General features: G+C 66.6%; 15 protein-coding genes. 11 read left to right on the top strand and 4 right to left on the bottom strand.

The genetic code is table 11. The features are described 5' to 3' along the window. Window positions 1-21: 21 nt before the first annotated feature. The gene (locus tag ACNH6H_RS12085; protein ID WP_418317974.1) at window positions 22-369 is read left to right on the top strand and encodes a hypothetical protein; all 348 of its coding nucleotides are present in this window, start codon (window positions 22-24) and stop codon (window positions 367-369) included. A 31-nt stretch (window positions 370-400) separates the two neighbouring features. Here ACNH6H_RS12085 and ctlX read toward each other — a convergent pair whose 3' ends face one another. Next, window positions 401-1,342 carry a citrulline utilization hydrolase CtlX gene (gene ctlX, locus ACNH6H_RS12080; RefSeq protein ID WP_418317972.1) on the bottom strand — a complete coding sequence of 314 codons (942 nt, stop codon included), beginning with the start codon at window positions 1,340-1,342 and terminating at the stop codon, window positions 401-403. Window positions 1,343-1,356: 14 nt separating this feature from the next. After that, window positions 1,357-2,409 (bottom strand): ornithine cyclodeaminase, encoded by a 1,053-nt coding sequence (locus ACNH6H_RS12075; protein WP_418317971.1) that lies wholly within the window; start codon window positions 2,407-2,409, stop codon window positions 1,357-1,359. 148 nt (window positions 2,410-2,557) lie between these two features. On the opposite strand from ACNH6H_RS12075, the gene ACNH6H_RS12070 reads away from it, so the two are divergent. The 4 genes from ACNH6H_RS12070 (at window position 2,558) to ACNH6H_RS12055 (ending at window position 6,343) form a co-directional block, all read left to right on the top strand. Continuing rightward, window positions 2,558-2,980, top strand: coding sequence for an Lrp/AsnC family transcriptional regulator (locus ACNH6H_RS12070; RefSeq protein ID WP_418317970.1), 423 nt, complete (start codon window positions 2,558-2,560; stop codon window positions 2,978-2,980). Between the two features lie 104 nt (window positions 2,981-3,084). Then, window positions 3,085-3,900 carry an SDR family NAD(P)-dependent oxidoreductase gene (locus ACNH6H_RS12065; protein ID WP_418317968.1) on the top strand — a complete coding sequence of 272 codons (816 nt, stop codon included), beginning with the start codon at window positions 3,085-3,087 and terminating at the stop codon, window positions 3,898-3,900. An 86-nt stretch (window positions 3,901-3,986) separates the two neighbouring features. Beyond that, window positions 3,987-5,735 carry a PHA/PHB synthase family protein gene (locus ACNH6H_RS12060; protein WP_418317966.1) on the top strand — a complete coding sequence of 583 codons (1,749 nt, stop codon included), beginning with the start codon at window positions 3,987-3,989 and terminating at the stop codon, window positions 5,733-5,735. Beyond that, on the top strand, window positions 5,735-6,343 hold the full coding sequence (locus ACNH6H_RS12055) for a DsbA family oxidoreductase (protein ID WP_418317965.1): 609 nt from the start codon (window positions 5,735-5,737) through the stop codon (window positions 6,341-6,343). Before ACNH6H_RS12060 ends, ACNH6H_RS12055 begins: the two co-directional genes overlap by 1 nt. Before the next feature lie 28 nt (window positions 6,344-6,371). Here ACNH6H_RS12055 and ACNH6H_RS12050 read toward each other — a convergent pair whose 3' ends face one another. Beyond that, complete coding sequence (locus ACNH6H_RS12050; protein ID WP_418317963.1) at window positions 6,372-7,085, bottom strand: GntR family transcriptional regulator; 714 nt, start codon at window positions 7,083-7,085, stop codon at window positions 6,372-6,374. Window positions 7,086-7,245: 160 nt separating this feature from the next. On the opposite strand from ACNH6H_RS12050, the gene ACNH6H_RS12045 reads away from it, so the two are divergent. The 6 genes from ACNH6H_RS12045 to ACNH6H_RS12020 all read left to right on the top strand — a co-directional run bounded on the left by ACNH6H_RS12045 (window position 7,246) and on the right by ACNH6H_RS12020 (window position 13,366). Further along, window positions 7,246-8,226, top strand: coding sequence for a tripartite tricarboxylate transporter substrate binding protein (locus tag ACNH6H_RS12045; RefSeq protein WP_418317961.1), 981 nt, complete (start codon window positions 7,246-7,248; stop codon window positions 8,224-8,226). A gap of 8 nt (window positions 8,227-8,234) precedes the next feature. After that, window positions 8,235-9,383, top strand: a complete 1,149-nt coding sequence (locus ACNH6H_RS12040; protein WP_418317960.1) for a mandelate racemase/muconate lactonizing enzyme family protein — start codon at window positions 8,235-8,237, stop codon at window positions 9,381-9,383. Window positions 9,384-9,401: 18 nt separating this feature from the next. Further along, entirely contained in the window at window positions 9,402-10,292 is an 891-nt protein-coding gene (locus ACNH6H_RS12035) for a fumarylacetoacetate hydrolase family protein (RefSeq protein ID WP_418317958.1), read from the top strand. Further along, window positions 10,282-11,271, top strand: coding sequence for an NAD(P)-dependent oxidoreductase (locus ACNH6H_RS12030; protein ID WP_418317956.1), 990 nt, complete (start codon window positions 10,282-10,284; stop codon window positions 11,269-11,271). Before ACNH6H_RS12035 ends, ACNH6H_RS12030 begins: the two co-directional genes overlap by 11 nt. A gap of 23 nt (window positions 11,272-11,294) precedes the next feature. After that, entirely contained in the window at window positions 11,295-12,437 is a 1,143-nt protein-coding gene (locus tag ACNH6H_RS12025; RefSeq protein WP_418317954.1) for a mandelate racemase/muconate lactonizing enzyme family protein, read from the top strand. A 116-nt stretch (window positions 12,438-12,553) separates the two neighbouring features. Beyond that, window positions 12,554-13,366 carry an esterase/lipase family protein gene (locus ACNH6H_RS12020; protein ID WP_418317952.1) on the top strand — a complete coding sequence of 271 codons (813 nt, stop codon included), beginning with the start codon at window positions 12,554-12,556 and terminating at the stop codon, window positions 13,364-13,366. On the opposite strand, the gene ACNH6H_RS12015 is transcribed toward ACNH6H_RS12020, so the two are convergent. Beyond that, a complete protein-coding gene (locus ACNH6H_RS12015) occupies window positions 13,302-14,693 on the bottom strand; it encodes a wax ester/triacylglycerol synthase domain-containing protein (protein WP_418317950.1) in 1,392 nt (463 codons plus the stop codon). The genes ACNH6H_RS12020 and ACNH6H_RS12015 overlap by 65 nt on opposite strands. Window positions 14,694-14,774 lie beyond the last annotated feature (81 nt).

Raw genomic sequence — 14,774 nt, 5'->3', positions numbered from 1 at the left:
CGATTCGAAGGGGGCCTTGTCATGCCCGAGCAACTGACCAAACATCCGGACGTCACGCTGCAGGTGCTGCGCAGCGCTGGCGCGCGTTGCGGCGAAGGCGAGCCGCAGCAGATCCTGCGCGACTGCCCGGCGCCGCGTTTCTGCAAGTTGCCGGGCGGCGAGATCTGCGTGTATGGGCTGCCGGAGGCGGCGTCGATGACACAACTGAAGCCCGGCGACTGGCAACAGCTGGCGATGCTGGCCGCCCCCGCACCGGCCACGCCGCCACCGGCAGGGCTCAGCGATGCGCTGTCGGTTGCCGCGATCGCGCTGCTGGTCGGCCTGGTCGGCGGCTACCTGATTGCTCGCCTGTTCGGCAGGACTCGCTGACCGCGCGAACACCAGGCCTGCTGCAGTGGTTTCAGCGGCCGCTGCGCCGCGCGAGGTGAATGCCGGCGATCATGCAGCGCACCGATCCTCCCGCCGTTTCGATTGTCGGCACGTCGAGCGCCACCAGCCTTGCCGAGCGCTCGATGCTGCGCCGCTGCGCGGCCGTCAGGCACGCCAGCGCCCGGCTCGACAGGGCCAACAGGCGGCCGTCGCGGCCCGACAGCTCGATCGCGTTGCCGGCGAATTCGTCGATCTGCTGCGCGCTCAAGGCAATCACCTCGCGCCCGCTTTCGTGCAGGCGGGCGCGTACCGTCTCGGCCCGGCGCGGATCGGTGAAGAGGTCGAACCCGACCATTGCGAATTCGGTCGCAACCGACATCATCACATTGGTGTGATAAACCGCGCGGCCGTGGCGATCGATGGTGTCGAACGCGATCGGCTCGAAGTTGAAATGGGTGCAGAAACGCTCCAGCGCGACCGGGTCGGCGCGGTTCGAGCGGGCGGTATAGGCGACCCGTGCCAGGTGGTCGAGCACCATCGCGCCGGTGCCTTCGAGGAAGACGCCGTCGGGCTCCAGACCGGAATAGTCGATCACGTCCTGCACGCGGTACCGGGCCTTCAGCAACTCGATCACGTCGCTGCGCCGCTCGCGGCGCCGGCTCGGCGAAAACATCGGATAGATCGCGACATGACCACCCGGGTGGGTCGAGAACCAGTTATTCGGGAAGACCGAATCCGGCGTATCGCGTTCGCCGTGATCGTCGAACAGGTGGACCGTGACACCTTCGGCCTCGAGGAGCGCCGCGGCGGCACCGACCTCGGCATGGGCTGCCGCGGCGACGATCGCCGCATCGGCGTCTGTCGAGACGCGCTGGTAGGCGTTGTCTGCCGCGGTCTCGGGGTTCGACGCAAAGCGATGCGGCCGGACCATCACCACCGCAGCCGGCGCCTGGATCGATCGGATGGTGGACATGCCCGGGCCGGCCGTCAGGCGACGCGGCGCACGATCGCCGCCGCTGCTTCATCGGCACGCGTCAGGCAAAACAGATCCTTCGGGTCCTGTGCCGACGGCACCAGTTCGACCTCGACGCCGAGCTGGCGCTGCTCGGCCTCGGCGAGCACATGTCGCAGCGTCGAATAGTCCTCGAGCGCAAAACCGACCGAGTCGAATACCGTCACCTGCCGCGGATGCTGGCGGCCGGTTTCGCTGCCAGCCAGCACGCGCCACAGGTCGACCACCGGGAAATCGGCCGGCAACTGCTGGATATCGCCTTCGATGCGGGTCTGCGGCTCGTATTCGACGAAGACGCGAGCGCCGCGCAAGACGTCGGCGTGCAGTTCGGTCTTGCCCGGGCAGTCGCCGCCGATCGCATTGATGTGCATGCCGGGTTCGATCATCTCGGGTGTCAGGATCGTCGCCAGCGTCTTGTCGGCGGTCACGGTGGTCACAATATCGGCGCCGCGAACCGCTTCGGCGGTCGACCCGGCTCGCACGATCTTCAGCGACGGCCAGGCGGCCAGGTTGCGGATCAGCTTGTCGGTGGCCTGCGGATCGACGTCGTAGACGGCGATTTCGTCGATGCCGAGATGGTTGTGGAAAGCCAGCGCCTGGAACTCGCTTTGCGCGCCATTGCCGATCAGCGCCATCCGGCGTGATTCCGGCCGGGCCAGCGCGCGTGCCGCCATCAGCGAGGCCGCGCTGGTGCGCAATGCGGTGGCCAGCGTCAGTTCGGACAGCAGCACCGGATAACCGGTCTCGACCTCGGCCAGCACGCCGAAGGCCATCACCGTGTACAGGCCCTGCGCTGTATTCGACGGGTGGCCGTTGACGTACTTGAACGCATAACGCTCGGCATTGGCGACCGGCATCAATTCGATGACGCCGATTTCGGAATGGCTGGCGACCCGTGCGCTCTTGTCGAACTCGTGCCAGTGCACGAAATCGGCCTGGATCACGTCGGCCAGGTCGCCGATGAAACGGGGGACGCCGATTTGCTGGACCAGGCGGGACATGGTGGGGACATCGACAAAACGGGTCATGAAATTTCTCCTCTCGGGTGCCGTCGATACGGCTGCCCAACAAGATCTCATTGTCGGATCGGCTGGTGCCAATGTGAACAGTGCAACTTGTCAGAAAATAAGATGGAGTTAGCATTCCGCCACATGGCAGCAGCACTTTGACTCATCAATGGACGATGTCGACCGCCAATTGATCGCCTTGCTGCGCGACAACGCGCGCGAGCCGGTGGTCACGCTGGCGCGCAAGCTGCGCGTGGCCCGGGCGACGGTGCAGAACCGGATGGCCAGGCTGGAGCGCGACGGCACGATCGTCGGCTACACGGTGCGGCTGAAGCCTGAAGCGGAAAGCCACCGCATCCGCGCAATGATGGGCATCGAGGTCGCCGGCGCGCATGGTGACGCGGTGCGCAAGCTGCTGCGTGGCCATGCCAACGTCGTCGCACTGCATTCGACCAACGGGCGCTGGGATCTGATTGCCGAACTGCGTGCCGATACGCTCGAGGCCTTCGACAAGGTGCTCAATGCGATCCGCAACATCGACGGCATCGAAAGCACCGAGACCAGCATCCTGCTGTCGACGCAGAAGGCGTGACGGCCCGCAGCCGCTGCGGGCCATGCATCAGAATCGAAGCCGATCGCTTCAACCACCGCGGGCCTGCGCTAGGTCCTTTTCCTTCCCGTTTCGGAGAACGCTTCATGGAGATCAACTATCGAGTCGCCGTCGTCACCGGCGCTGCCAGCGGCATCGGCCGCGAAGTCACCTTGCAACTGGCGCAGCGTGGCGCAATGGCGGTCGCGATGGTCGACATGACCGATGCGGTGGTCGAGGCCGCTGCCGAGGCCAATGAGAAGGCGGGCCGGACGGTGGCCTTCGCCTTCCAGGGCAATGCGACCGACGAAGCCTTCCGTCAGTCGGTCTTCGACCGGATGGAACAGGATTTCGGCCTCGCGACGATCTGCATCCCGGCCGCCGGCATCACCCGCGACGACCTCGCGCTGCGTCTGGACAAGAGCACCGGCAAGATGCGCATCTATCCGGTCGAGACCTTTCGCCTAGTCGTCGAAGTCAACCTGATCGCACCGGTCTACTGGGCGCTCGAGATGGTGTCGCGGATCGCGCAGGACCGCGTTGCGAAGGGCCTGAAGCGCTGGGTGCCGAGCGAACATCTGCAGGGCGCGATCATCTTCATCGGCTCGGTCTCGTCGCAGGGCAACAAGGGCCAGATCTCGTATGCGAGCACGAAGGCCGGCCTCGAGGGCGCCGCCGCGACGGTGATGAAGGAGGCGATCTATTACGGCGTGCGCTGCGGCGTGATCCACCCCGGCTTCACCGATACGCCGATGGTGCGCGCACTCGGCGAGGACTACATCGCGAAGAACATCCTGCCGTATACGCAGCTCGGCCGGCTGATCCGTCCGCAGGAGATCGCCGATGCGATCTGCTTCATGGTCACCAACTCGGCGGTCAGCGGCGAGTTGTGGGCCGACGCCGGCTGGCACGCACCGGCCTGACGGGGCGGCCCGGGCGGGCAATCCCGGCTGCCGCGCGGCCGGGGCGGCTCCTACACTCGATGGATCCACCACCGACCGGAGCGCCGATGATCGACAAAGCGAAAGCCAGGCTGACCGCAAAGGATTTCGACCGGGAGTTCCGGGCGCAGATCGCGCAGATGACGTCGGGGCTGGCGCCGACCGCGTTCACGTCGGCCTGGCGCGACTGGGCAACGCAGATGGCGGTATCGCCGGGGCGGCGCGTCGAGCTGCGGCGCCATGCGATGGAACGCGCCAACGATACCTGGGCGTTTGCTGCGCGCGCGCTGACCGGCGCGCCGGTGCCGCCGTCCGACGGGCTCGATGGCGAGACCGACAAGCGATTCGATGCACCGGAATGGTCGGTATTCCCGTTCAACGTCTATGCGCGGGCCTACCAGAACAATGCGCAGCTGATGCGCGAGGCGATCAGCGATGTCCACGGTGTCTCCGACTACCACCAGCAACTGGTCGAGTTTTCGGTGCGATTGCTGCTCGACTCGACGTCGCCGACCAACTGGCTAGCGACCAACCCCGAGCTGCTTGCGCTGACGCAGGCCGAGCAGGGCCAGAACCTGGTGCGCGGCATGCAGCACCTGGTCGAGGACATCGGCCGCACGCTCGACGGCGCGACGCCGGCTGGCACCGATGAATTCGAGGTCGGCCGCAACCTGGCGGTGACACCCGGCAAGGTGGTGTATCGCAACGAGCTGATCGAGCTGATCCAGTACGAACCGTCGACGAAGACGGTGTACGCCGAGCCGTTGCTGATCGTGCCGGCGTGGATCATGAAGTACTACATCCTCGACCTGAGCGCACGCAACTCGCTGGTCAAATACCTCGTCGACCAGGGGCACACGGTCTTCATGATCTCGTGGAAGAACCCGACCGAGGATGACCGCGACATCGGCATCGACGATTACGTGCACAAGGGTTTTTATGCGGCGCTCGATGCGGTGACGGCGATCGTGCCGAAGCGCAAGGTGCATGCGGTCGGTTATTGCATCGGCGGCACGCTGTTGTCGATTGCCGCGGCGGCGCTGGCGCGGAAAAAGGACGAGCGGCTGGCGTCGATGACGATGTTTGCCGCGCAGACCGATTTCACCGAGCCCGGTGAACTGGCCTTTTTCATCAACCCGAGCCAGCTCGCGACGCTGGAGGCGACGATGCACCGCAAGGGCGTGCTCGAAAGCCGAGAGATGGGCGGCGCCTTTGCCTTGCTGCGCGCGAAGGACCTGCTGTTCCAGCCGAAGGTCGACAGCTATCTGAAAGGCAAACGCACGCCGATGATCGACCTGATGGCATGGAATTCCGACGGCACCCGCATGCCTTGGCGCATGCATTCGGAATACCTGTATCGGCTGTATCTCGACAACGAACTGGCGACGAACCGCTTCCCGCTCGACGACACGCTGGTGCGGCTGTCGGACATCCGCGTGCCGATGTTCGTCGTCGGCACCGAAAGCGACCACGTCGCGCCATGGAAATCGGTCTACAAGGTCGACAACCTGGTGCGCTCCGACGACCTGACCTTCCTGCTGACCTCGGGTGGCCACAACGCCGGCATCGTCTGCGGCCCGGTCCATCCGAAACGCCATTACCGCATCCACACGCGGCGGCTGGTCGATCCGCACATGGCGCCTGACGAGTGGATCGAGGCCGCAACCAGGCACCAGGGTTCGTGGTGGCCGGCCTGGCACGAGTGGCTGGCCGAGCGCTCCGGCGCGACGCAGGTCAAGCCGCCGAAGCTGGGTGCGCCGGGCAAGGGGTACGCGCCGCTCGCCGATGCACCCGGGGAATACGTGTTGCAACGCTGATGACGATCGTCGTCAAGGTCTGGTCGGACTTCGTCTGCCCGTTCTGCCTGATCGCCGAGCAGCCGCTGCGGCAGGCGATCGCAGCGGTCGACGGCGACGTGACGCTGCAGTGGATGCCCTTCGAGCTGCGGCCCGCCCCGACGCCGACGCTGCGGCCCGAGGACGACTATCTGCAGACGATCTGGGCCCAGTCGGTGCTGCCGCTGGCGGCTGCCCACGGCGTTCCATTGCAGCTGCCGAGCGTCTCACCGCAGCCGCACACCGCGCTGGCCTGGGAAGGTTTCCAGTTTGCCGCGCAGCACGGCCTCGGCAATGCCTACAACGATGCGGTGCTGGCAGCCTTTTTCCAGCAGAACCGCGATATCGGGCAGATCGAGGTGCTCGCCGATATCGCGAAACAGATCGGCCTGGACGCTGACGCATTCAGCGCCGCGCTGCGCGACCGGCACTTTCAGCAGGCGCACCAACAGGCGCTCGAACAGGCCGAGGTCGAAGGCGTGACATCGGTGCCGACGATGCACATTGGCGGCCGGCGCCTGCGCGGCGTGCAGCCGCAGGATCGGCTGATCGCGGCGCTGTTCGAAGCCGGCGCACGGCCGCGCGGTTGACCGTCTGGCAGGGAGCGCGCCGGCGCCTTCAGGCGACGAGTCGTGCCGGCCGCCGGATCCGCCCGTGCGCGTCGGCCAGGCCCACCAGGTACTGACCGGCCTCCTCGATGTCGGCGACGATCGCCTGTTCGGCGGCATCGGCATCGTGCCGCGCCAGTGCATCGATCAGCTTCATGTGGTGGTCGGTGCCTTTGAGCAGCCGCACATAGTCCGGGATCACGAACGACAGCGCAGGTCCGCAGCGCAGCCACAGACTCTCGATCATCTCGCGCAGGATCGGGATGCCAGCCATCTCGTAGATGCCGAAATGGAACTGGCGATGCAGGTCCAGATAGGCATCGAGTTCGCGCGCAGCGATCAGCTCGCGCATCTGCACCAGCCGGTGCTTCAGCAGCGCGATGCCGGCTTCGTCCGAGCGCAAAGCGGCTTCGCGGGCCGCGCGGCCTTCGAGTTCGCTGCGCACGATGATCAGGTGGCGCATGTCGACCGCGCCGACATCGGGCACCAGCGCGGTGTTGCGCGGGCCGCGTTCGAGCGTGCCGTTGGCAACGAGCCTGGCCACCGCATCGCGCACCGGCGTGATCGAGGTGCCGAGCATTTCGGCGAGGTCGCGCAGCACCAGCCGGCTGCCGGGTTCGAACTTGCCGGCAAACAGCGCATCGCGCAGCTGGCCGTAGACCTGATCCCACAACGGCTCACGCTCGACCGGCTGCAAACCCTGGACTGCGGCATCACGATTCATCATCTTCTCCCGCTGCGGCGATCGTGGACGGACCACGCGGCGTCGCCGGCAGCAATTTCTGTTGACAGGATAGCAGCATGGATGCATGATACGTGTCGTTTGTTATAACAAACATCAAATGCCACCAGGCAACCCCAATCCGCCGATCCAAGGAGCCACCATGCAAGTCGTCAAAAAACTGTTCCCTGCGGTACTCGCAGCCGCTGCCTTTGCTGTCGCTTCCTCCCCGGCGGTGGCCGCGGACTTCCCGGCGAAAGACATCCGTTTCATCGTGCCGTGGAATGCCGGCGGATCGAACGACATCGCGGCGCGCACGATGGCCAGCATCCTTGCCGAGCAGGGCGTGCGGGTGATCGTCGAGAACGTGGCCGGCGCGACCGGCTCGATCGGCATGCAGAAAGTCGCCTCGGCGGAGCCCGACGGCTATACCGTCGGCATGGGCACCAGCTCGACGCTGGCGCTGATCGCGCAGGGCCTGACCCCGCTGAAAAGCGAACATTTCACGCCGATCGCCCGCGTCACCACCGACCCGCTGGTGCTGCTGGTGCCGGCCGGCAGCCCGCATGGCACGCTCGACGCCTTCATCGCCCACACGAAGAAGAACAGCGGCAAGGTCTCGATCGGCACGCCGGGCAGCAACAACCTGAACCACATCTTCGCGGTGATGACCGGCCGGGTCGCCGGTGCGGAGATCATCGCGGTGCCTTATACCGGGGGCTCAAAGGTGCTGACCGATGTCGCCGGCAAGCAGATCGATGCGGCAGTGCTGAAACCCGGCGAAAGCAAGCCGGCGATCGACGGCAACCTGGTCAAGCCGATCGGCGTTTTCGCTGAAACGCGGCTGCAGGTGATGCCCGATGTGCCGACCTTCAAGGAAAAGGGGCTGAATGTCTTCCCCCACGGCCCGCTGGTGCAGATGGCCTACATCGTCGCGCCGGCCAATCTGCCGCCGGCAGTGGCGGAGAAGCTGACCGCGTTGTTCCGTGGCGCGATCCAGAGCGCGAAATTCAAGGCCGTCGCCGAGCAGGGCGGCGCACTCGTCGACGACCTGACCGGCGCGGCGCTCGGCCGCGAGATCGCTGCGGTCGAGAAGTCGCTCGGCACCGCCGGCAAGCAGATTTTCGTCGCCGAGAAGAAGTGAGCAGCGCGATGAATCCTTCAACGATCAAGAAAGTCACCTGCCACGCCGTCGCTGCACCGGTCGAGCGGCCGTTCACCTCGTCGCGCGGCTGGCTGTACAAGACGCGCGGCTCGTGCATCGTCGAGATCGAGACCGCCGACGGCATCGTCGGTTGGGGCGAATGTTATGGGCCGTCAGCCGTTGCGAAGGCCTATATCGAGACGCAGTTCGCGCCACGCATCATCGGCCGCGACGCCTTCGACGTCGAAGTCATCTGGGAGGATCTCTACAACCGGATCAAGGACTACGGCGGCAAGGGCATGGCAGCGGCAGCGCTCAGCGGCATCGACATCGCGTTGTGGGACATCGTCGGCAAGGCCTGCGGCAAGCCGATCCACAAGCTGATCGGCGGCGCCTTCCGCAGCGAGGTCACCTGTTATGCAACGGGCCTCTATTTCATCGACATGGACCGGCTGATCGAGGAGGCCGTCGAGGAGGCGCAGGGCTATGTCGAGGAAGGCTTCACCGCGGTCAAGATGAAGATCGGCCTCGGCGATCCGAAACTCGACATCCGCCGCGTCGCGGCGGTGCGCGACGCGATCGGCCCGGACGTGCGGCTGATGGTCGATGCCAACCATTGCATGACGGTGCCGCAGGCGATCCGCATCGGCCGTGAACTCGAGAAGCTCGACATCGAATGGTTCGAGGAGCCGATCTCGCCGGAGGATGTCGACGGTTATGTCGAGGTCACGCGTGCGCTCGACATGGCGGTGGCCGGCGGCGAGAACGAGATGACGCGATGGGGCTTTCGCGACCTGGTCGTGCGCAAGGCGATGGACATCATCCAGCCCGATGTCTGTGCCGCCGGCGGCATCAGCGAGTGCCGCAAGATCGCGACGCTGGCCGCCGCGCACGGTGTCGAATGCGTGCCGCATGCCTGGGGCTCGGTGATTGGTGTCGCCGCGACGCTGCATTTCCTCGCCGCGCTGCCGGACCAGCCGCCGAGCTTTCGGCCGATGCCGCCGATGTTCGAATTCGAGCAATGCGAAAACCCGTTCCGCGACCTGCTTGCGAAGGAGCCGATCGTTCAGCATCGCGGCAAGGTGCAGATCCCGACCGGCGCCGGCCTGGGCATCGAGATCGACCGCAGCGTGCTCGACCGTTACCGCATCGGCTGAGCGAACACAGGAGCACGCATGCGTTTTGTCACTTTCCGCGGCGATGACGGCGCGCCGGTCGCCGGTGCGATCCGAGGCGACCAGGTCATCGACCTGTCGCACCGATCCTGCACGGCATTGCTCGATGGCTGCGCGCCGTCGCTGCTGGCGATGGTCGAGCGCGGCCTCGACGGCTTCGTACAGCGCATCCGTGCTGCCGAGATCGATGCCGCGGCACTGCGTCCGCTGGCCGGGCTGCAGCTGCTCGCGCCGCTGCAGCCCGGCAAGATCCTCGGCGCGGCATTCAATTTCACCGATGCGCTGGCCGAGCGCGGCATGGCGCATCCGGCCGAGCCGGTGACCTTCTTCCGCTCGGGCAAGACCGTCGTCGGCCCCGGCGAGCCGATCCGGTTGCCACCCGATGCGGGCAACGTCGGTTACGAAGGCGAACTGGCGGTGGTCATCGGCCGCCGCGCACTGCGCATCGAGCCCGGGCAAGTGATGGGCATCATCGCCGGCTATACCGCGCACAACGATGTCAGCGGCAGTGCGCTGATCAAGGCCGATGGTGGCAATTTCGTGCGCGGCAAGAATCTGCCGGCAAGCTCGCCGCTCGGGCCGTGGCTGGTCAGCGCCGACGAGATCGCCGACCCGCACCGGCTCGGCATCCGTCTCGACATCGACGGGCGCAAGCTGCAGGACGGCAGCACCGCGACGATGCTGTTTCGCATTCCCGAGCTGATCTCCTGGCTGTCGTACCGCTATCCGCTCGAGCCCGGCGACGTGATCGCCACCGGCACGCCGGCCGGTGTCGCCGCGATGCACGAGCCGCCGGCCTGGCTACGGCCCGGGACGACGATCAGCGTGGAAGTCGAAGGCATTGGCCGGCTCGTCAATCCGATCGAAGCGGGAGTTCCCTTTGTCGAATGATCTGCGCGACCGACGGCCGCGGGTGCTGCTGACCAATGCCATCCATCCGGCTTTGTTGCCGCAGCTCGAAGCCGCTTGCGAGGTGATCGTCGCACCGGATACGAATGCGGCGACGCTGAAACGCTTGATTGCCGATGTCGACGGGCTGATCGTGCGCAGCATGCTGCCGCCGGACATCTTCGATGCCGCGCCGCGGTTGCGTGCGGTGGTGCGCCATGGCGTCGGCCTCGACATGATTCCGGTCGAGGCGGCGACCGCGCGCGGCATTCCGGTGGCCAACCTGCCGGGATCGAATACCACCGCGGTTGTCGAATATTGCGTTGCCGCGATGTTTCATTTCAAGCGGCGGCTGGCAACTCTCGACGCCCGTCTGCGCAGCGACGGCTGGGCGGCCGCTCGGCCACTTGCCGACCGCAGCAGCGAACTCGGCGCAGCGGTGTGCGGCATCGTCGGTGTCGGCGCGATCGGCGCGCGGCTCGGCTCCGTCGTCGGCGCGCTCGGCATGCGGGTGCTGGGTCTGACGCGGCGACCCGAAGCCGTGCCGGCCGGCATCGAGGCGGCCGACAAGACGAGGCTGTTCAGCGAAGCCGACATCGTCGTGTTGTGCTGCCCGCTGAATGAGCAGACCCGCGGGCTGGTCGATGCCGCGACGCTGGCGCTGATGAAACCCGGCGCCGTGCTGATCAATGTCTCGCGCGGCCCGGTCGTCGATACCGTGGCGCTGCTCGACGCCTTGCGCGCCGGGCGGCTCGGCGGTGCGGCGCTCGACGTGCACGACAGGCAGCCGCTGACCGGCGACGAGCCGATCTTCGACTGCCCGAACCTGTTGCTGACGCCGCATGTCGCCGGCATCACCGACACGAGCATGGCCGGCATGAGCCGCGGCAGTGTCGACAGCCTGCTCGCGCTGTTGCGCGGCGAGCAGCCGTCGAATGTCGTCAACCCCGAAGTCTTTGCCGCTGACAAGCAGCCCCACTGAACCCTTCACCACAAAGGCAAGCCATGAAAATCGCCGATATCCGCGCCGTGCCGATTTCGTTTCCCGTTCCGGCCGACAAGTCGGTCACGCTCGGCATCGGCCGCAGCGTCAAGCGCGACGCGGTGCTGGTGCGTGTCGAAACCGACGACGGCCATGTCGGCTGGGGCGAGGCGCACCATGGCCGCTGTCCCGGCGCGATCGCCAGGCTGATCGACACGACGATGCGCGAGCTGGTGATCGGCTTCGATGCGCGCGATGTCGCCGGCGTCTGGGCGAAGGTGTTCAGGATGCAGATCGCGAGCCACGGCATGGGCGCAGCGGCAGCGCTGGCGCTGAGCGGCCTCGACATCGCGTTGTGGGATATCCGCTGCCAGGATGCACAGATGCCGCTGTACCGGCTGCTCGGTGGCTCGGCAAAACCTGTCAAGGCCTATGCCGGCGGTATCGCACTCGGCTGGCAGGAGCCGGCTCTGCTGGCCGAAGAAGCGCTGCGCCATGTCGGCGACGGCTACCGGGCGCTGAAACTGCGCGTCGGCGATACCGCGGAAAAGGACATTGCGCGGGTGCGCGCGGTTCGCAGCGCGGTTGGCGACCAGATCACGATCCTGGTCGATGCGAATACCAACTACACCGTCGACGACGTGCGCAAGGTGATGCCGGCATACGAGGAATGCGCGGTCGGCTGGCTGGAGGAACCGTTTCCGCCGATGGACCGCCGTGCCTATGCGGCAGCGGCGAAACTCGGCCGCGTGCCGCTGGCCGCCGGCGAAAACCACTACACGCGTTTCGAATTCGCGACGCTGCTCGATGACGGCGACGTGTCGTTCGTGCAGCCGGATCTGTCGAAGACCGGTGGCATCACCGAATCGATGCGCATCGCCGCAATGGCCAGTGCACACAAGCTGACCGTGAATCCGCACACCTCGGCGACTGCGATCAACATGTCGACGACGATCCATTTTCTCTGTGCGGTCGACAACCCCGGCTATTTCGAAGGCGACGTGACATCGCTGAACCCGTTCCGCGACCTGCTGGCCGACAAGTTGCCCTACCGGCTCGATGCCAATGGCTGCGTCACGCCGCACGAAGGCATCGGCATCGGCCTGACGATCGACCAGGCCTTCATCGACGAACATCCGCTGATCGAAGGCCCTTGCTACGTTTGATCAGCAGCGGCGCTGGGCAGGCCGCAGCTCAAAGTTCCGGCCATTTTGGGGACAGGTCCCGGTTTTTCGCCGTCCTGGACGCCGACAATGGGGTCTTCAGGACTCCGCGCTGCTGCATGGCAAAGCGTCACTCACATACCGGTTCACCACACGGGCTGCATTCGCTGCTCGAGTTGCGTGCGCTTGGCGAAATTGCGCTGTTGCCGCTCAGCTGGCCGTTGATGAAGGGTATTCCCCGCGGCGACGGCCATCCGGTATTGCTGCTGCCCGGCTTCATGGCCGACGAAAGCACGCTGGTCGCATTGAAGCGCTTTCTGCGTGGCCGCGGCTACGACGTCGCGAGCTGGGGGCTCGGCCGCAATGTCGGCCTGCAGCCGCGCCACGTCGATGCACTGGTCCAGCAGATCCGCCACCTGCACCACCGCACCGGCCGCAAGGTCAGCCTGGTTGGCTGGAGCCTCGGTGGTGTGTTCGCGATGATCGGCGCGCTGCAGGCGACCGATTGCGTGCGTCAGGTGATCACGCTCGGCAGCCCGGTCAGCGTCGACGAACACGGCAGCAAGGCCTCGCCGCTGGTGAAAGCGCTGTACCGGATGTTTGCCCATCCGATGGGGCCTGCGGTGCATGCGATGCAGCCGCGGATCCGCAAACTGCGGCAACGCGAATTGCCGCCGGTGCCGATCAGCTGCCTGTATTCGATCAGCGACGGCATCGTGCCGCCGCAGGAGGCGACGATCGATGGCGACCCGGCGCATTGCGAAAATATCCGGGTCGCCGGCAGCCACATCGGCCTCGGCTTCAATCCGATGGTGCTGGCGATCGTTGGCGATCGGCTGGCCCAACCCGAAGGCGGATGGACGCCGTTCAAGCCGGGCGGCGCTTCCGGGGCGTTTTACCGGATGCTGACGCACGCGAAGCTGCCGGTTTGACGCTGCCGCGTCGGTTGCCGGCGCGCGGCGTGCGCGCCGCCGCCAGCAGTGCCTCGAAAGCTTGCCGAAGGCAGCCGGCGAGCACTTCCGGGTCGGGCAGCAGTTCACGGCAGCTGGTTGGCGAAATCACCAGCTTGCCGTCGTGACGCGTCACCGCAAACGACAGGCCCATGCCGTCCTCGATCGGCAGGATCGCTGAAAAATAACTCAACTGCGCGCCGCAGAGGAACAGCGCCTGTGCCGGCGCCGGCAGCAGGCTGATGCTGCAGGTGGCCTGCGGCGGCCGGTCGCTGGACAGCGCCGCCGATGGTGAACCGGGCAGCCGTTGCGCGCGAATCGCCCGCAGTCGCTGCACCGGCTCGGCCAGTGTCGTGCCGAGGGCGACCTGGCGCCACGATGCGCCGCTCGCATCGCCGGGATCGGGCAGGTGGGCCACCAGCTCGTGTTCGGCCGGCAATTCATGCTGCAGCAGCAGATAACGGCGCAGCGCATCACCGCAGACCGCCAACACGACATCGTCGACAGTGGCGCCGCGCACCAGCCGCGCGATGCGCTGGAAATCGGCCTCGGCAAAGCGGCGGGTCTCGAAGACGCGGTGCGGCGACACCACCGAGGTGAAGCGGGTCACCGGCAGATCCGGCGGATGACGCAGGATTTCACCGGCCAGCGCCAGCGCCGCCGGCGCCGCCTGGCGAGCCAGCTTGACCAGCGGCCGGGCCAGCCGCAGCGGCGAATGCGCCGACTGCCAGACGCCGCGGCTGGCCAGCGCCAGCTGTCCCGGCACCGGCCTGGCCATCCATGGTTCGCGTGGTGGCGCCGCCTCGGGCGTCGCGCTGGCCTCGAGCAGCCCCTCGCTCAGTTCGGCGATCTGGCCCAGGCCAAGCGCTGCCAGGTGGGTCTTGACGAGCAGCGCAAAACTGCCGGCCGGCAGATCGCGAAAGCTGTCCAGCCCTTCGATGACATAGGCCTCCCACAGCGGCCGGCCGAGGTCGAGCGGGCGGGCGTGCAGCCGCGAGGCCTGGATGCAGAACTGGCGCCAGTCACCCGGCTTCGGCAATGCGATGTGGCGGACGTGGTATTCGACGTCGAAATGCGCATCGTCGACCCAATAGGGCCGGTCCAGCCCGAGTGGCACCGGCTGCAGCCGCTGCCGGAACAGCGGCAGGCCGTGCAGCCGCCGCTCGATCTGCGCCAGGATCGCCTTGAAGCGCACCACGCCGCCCGGCGCCGTCGCCTGATCGAAGATGTGCAGCAGGCTGACATTGGCATTGCTGTGGTTGGTGTCGGCGTCGAGGCAGGCCGCCTGCCGTGCGCTGAGCTGGCGCATCGGCGGCTCAGTGGCCCGCGGCGCCGCGCGGATGGACGTGGTACATCGACAGCTCCTGCGGTGATCGAGAACCGGTTTGTA

This window comes from Pseudideonella sakaiensis (genome assembly GCF_048320135.1).
Lineage (GTDB): Bacteria > Pseudomonadota > Gammaproteobacteria > Burkholderiales > Burkholderiaceae_C > Ideonella_A > Ideonella_A sakaiensis_A.
The sequence above is the reverse complement of the archived record's forward strand: the minus strand, read 5'-3'. Positions and strand labels throughout refer to the sequence as shown.

Coding starts and splice junctions, on each gene's coding strand:
- ACNH6H_RS12085 (WP_418317974.1), top strand. CDS start 22: ATGCCCGAGCAACTGACCAAACATCCGGACGTCACGCTGCAGGTGCTG.
- ctlX (WP_418317972.1), bottom strand. CDS start 1,342: ATGTCCACCATCCGATCGATCCAGGCGCCGGCTGCGGTGGTGATGGTC.
- ACNH6H_RS12075 (WP_418317971.1), bottom strand. CDS start 2,409: ATGACCCGTTTTGTCGATGTCCCCACCATGTCCCGCCTGGTCCAGCAA.
- ACNH6H_RS12070 (WP_418317970.1), top strand. CDS start 2,558: ATGGACGATGTCGACCGCCAATTGATCGCCTTGCTGCGCGACAACGCG.
- ACNH6H_RS12065 (WP_418317968.1), top strand. CDS start 3,085: ATGGAGATCAACTATCGAGTCGCCGTCGTCACCGGCGCTGCCAGCGGC.
- ACNH6H_RS12060 (WP_418317966.1), top strand. CDS start 3,987: ATGATCGACAAAGCGAAAGCCAGGCTGACCGCAAAGGATTTCGACCGG.
- ACNH6H_RS12055 (WP_418317965.1), top strand. CDS start 5,735: ATGACGATCGTCGTCAAGGTCTGGTCGGACTTCGTCTGCCCGTTCTGC.
- ACNH6H_RS12050 (WP_418317963.1), bottom strand. CDS start 7,085: ATGAATCGTGATGCCGCAGTCCAGGGTTTGCAGCCGGTCGAGCGTGAG.
- ACNH6H_RS12045 (WP_418317961.1), top strand. CDS start 7,246: ATGCAAGTCGTCAAAAAACTGTTCCCTGCGGTACTCGCAGCCGCTGCC.
- ACNH6H_RS12040 (WP_418317960.1), top strand. CDS start 8,235: ATGAATCCTTCAACGATCAAGAAAGTCACCTGCCACGCCGTCGCTGCA.
- ACNH6H_RS12035 (WP_418317958.1), top strand. CDS start 9,402: ATGCGTTTTGTCACTTTCCGCGGCGATGACGGCGCGCCGGTCGCCGGT.
- ACNH6H_RS12025 (WP_418317954.1), top strand. CDS start 11,295: ATGAAAATCGCCGATATCCGCGCCGTGCCGATTTCGTTTCCCGTTCCG.
- ACNH6H_RS12020 (WP_418317952.1), top strand. CDS start 12,554: ATGGCAAAGCGTCACTCACATACCGGTTCACCACACGGGCTGCATTCG.
- ACNH6H_RS12015 (WP_418317950.1), bottom strand. CDS start 14,693: ATGCGCCAGCTCAGCGCACGGCAGGCGGCCTGCCTCGACGCCGACACC.